This window comes from Flavobacterium sp. RSB2_4_14 (genome assembly GCF_051547085.1).
Classification (GTDB): Bacteria; Bacteroidota; Bacteroidia; order Flavobacteriales; family Flavobacteriaceae; genus Flavobacterium.
Genome location: NZ_JBPTTL010000022.1, coordinates 1 through 1149 on the forward strand (window position 1 = coordinate 1; position 1149 = coordinate 1149).

1 pseudogene is annotated in these 1149 nt (G+C 41.9%); it reads left to right on the forward strand.

Annotation, left to right across the window (positions count from 1 at the left end):
• Positions 1–1149: pseudogene (locus ACSVH2_RS14080) on the forward strand (hypothetical protein); the annotation flags it as partial.

Genomic DNA, 1149 nt, shown 5'->3' on the forward strand with positions numbered 1-1149 from the left:
ATATTCCAGTGTAGTAATGGTGCTAGCACCCAAGCGTTATTCGATTTAACCCTAAATGAAGCAGTAGTTACAGGAGGAGTAACGGGATTAACCGTTACCTACTACAACACTTTGCTTGATGCACAAAACGAAACTAGTCCAATACCAACTCCACTGTCCTATACAGGCACAGACAATGAAACCATTTACCTACGCGTAGAGAATAATACTACTGGCTGTTATGCTACCACAACCCAATTATTGCGCGTTACCCAAGGTCCAATAGCCATAACACCACAACCTTTACGTTATTGCGATCCCAACAATGATGGATTTGGGGTATTTAATTTAGAAGATGCCACCACAGAAATAGCAGGCGGAGTTTGGCCACTAGTGGGTGTTTCCATAGGCTATTATGAAACCCAGACCGATGCATTGTTAGGCACAACTCCATCGTTAATTAGTCCTTATTCCAATATCAATCCAGGCACACAAACCCTATACGTAAGAGTATTTTATACCCTAACCGGATGTGCTAATTATGTCCAACTCCAATTAATCGTCGATCCAACCCCAGAAGCCACCACGCCATCACCTTACGCACTATGTGATTACACAGGCGCTACAGGATTTGAGAGTTTTGACTTAACCACTACGGTACCACAAATATTAGGCAGTATTAATCCAGCACTAACCACAGTCACTTTCCATACCACCCAAGCAGATGCAAACGCAGACACCAATGCCATTAGCAATGTAACGAATTACATCAACCAAACCATTTGGAACCAAACCCTGTATGTGAGAGTAGAAACCATCGTTACAGGATGTTACGATACCGTGGAATTAAACTTAATCGTTAACCCAATTCCAAACTCCCTACAGCCGAACTACCCACAATACTCCTTATGTGATTACACAGGAGCCATAGGATTTGAGACCTTTGATTTAGCTAGTAAAATAGCCGATATCCTATTAGGACAAACTGGAATGAGTGTTACCTTCTATCCAAGTCTGACCGATGCACAAAATGGTACCAATGCCATTACCAATTTACAATACCAAAACCAAATCATCTACGTTCAAACGTTAGGCGTAAAAATCACCAATACCAATACCGGTTGTTCAGTAATCTCTACGATGGACATCAGAGTAGAACCACTGCCTACA